Raw genomic sequence first — 1,077 nt, 5'->3', positions numbered from 1 at the left:
CAACGCCTGGACCCCGCGCCAACTACTCGAAGCCGCCCGTCGCCAGGACGGGGAACAAGCCGCCGAGCGCATCTGGTCGAACATGCTGGACAACTCGGCATTGGGCCTGCACCGGGCCAATAGCACGCTGAGTGACATCCAGCGTTACCTGCCGGGCGCGCCTGGCAATGCTTATTTCATGGGCCTCGGCTACGCCAGCGCGGTGGCGGCGGTATCGCTGGATGGGAAAAATCCCGACCACATCGGCAACAAGGCCGACAGCGCTCTGCACGTCAACGGCCTGGACATCTGGCTGAGGATCAGAACGATTCCCCGGCTCAGCGCCTTCCCGATACTCGACCGGGAGGACATCCAAAAGCTGGACGACACCCGCCAACTCCGCCTCGAACGCCAGCAGAAGTCGAATCAGTTCCACGCCGACGACCCGCACCGCCAGTTGTTGCCCAGCCCCAAGACCCTGGCGCAGAACGAGCCGCCGCCGGACGCCCAGCCGCCGGATGCTCGGCAAGCTACCCAGCAAGCCGAATCCGCCCCCGCCCATCCGCCGCTGCCGCCCGGCTTCGCCCCGGCGCTGAAGCATGGCTCGGACATCCGCCAACCCGACCACCCCGGCCACGACGCCTACATCCACACCCTGAAAGCCGTGCGACGCATGGAGGCCGAACAAGGCATCGCCCCCGGCCCGCATACCGAATGGCTGGCCGCCCGCCTCGCCGCGGAAGCCGCCGAGCGCAGGCAGGGCATCACCCGGGTGGAGATGGACAAGGACGGCCGGATTCACGCCATCGAGCGCCACTACGCCGAGGACGAAGGCAGGCGCTTCGGCCTGCCCGCGGCTGAGGCCACATCGATCCCGGTGGAAACCTCGGGGGCGCGCTGGCTGGCGGCGAAGTCGGCGCACTACGTCTCGACACAACCGCCGGCCGAACGTACCGAAACCCACGAATTCAGCTTGCGGATGCTGCCCCCCGACGACCGGGCGATGTTCAGCGCACTGCGCGGCCAAACGCCCGCCCACGTTGGCGACGCAGTGGTCGCGCAGGCGTTGCTGGAAGCCAAGCGAAGCGGCATCCACGA

1 protein-coding gene is annotated in these 1,077 nt (G+C 68.1%); it reads left to right on the top strand.

From position 1 onward, the window contains the following. Positions 1-1,077 (top strand): XVIPCD domain-containing protein (locus tag EBB59_RS13980; protein WP_342769046.1); only part of this gene is annotated, 1,077 nt, incomplete at both ends.

It is taken from the genome of Solilutibacter pythonis (assembly GCF_003697345.1).
GTDB lineage: Bacteria > Pseudomonadota > Gammaproteobacteria > Xanthomonadales > Xanthomonadaceae > Solilutibacter > Solilutibacter pythonis.
This window is presented reverse-complemented; position numbering and strand designations above follow the sequence as displayed.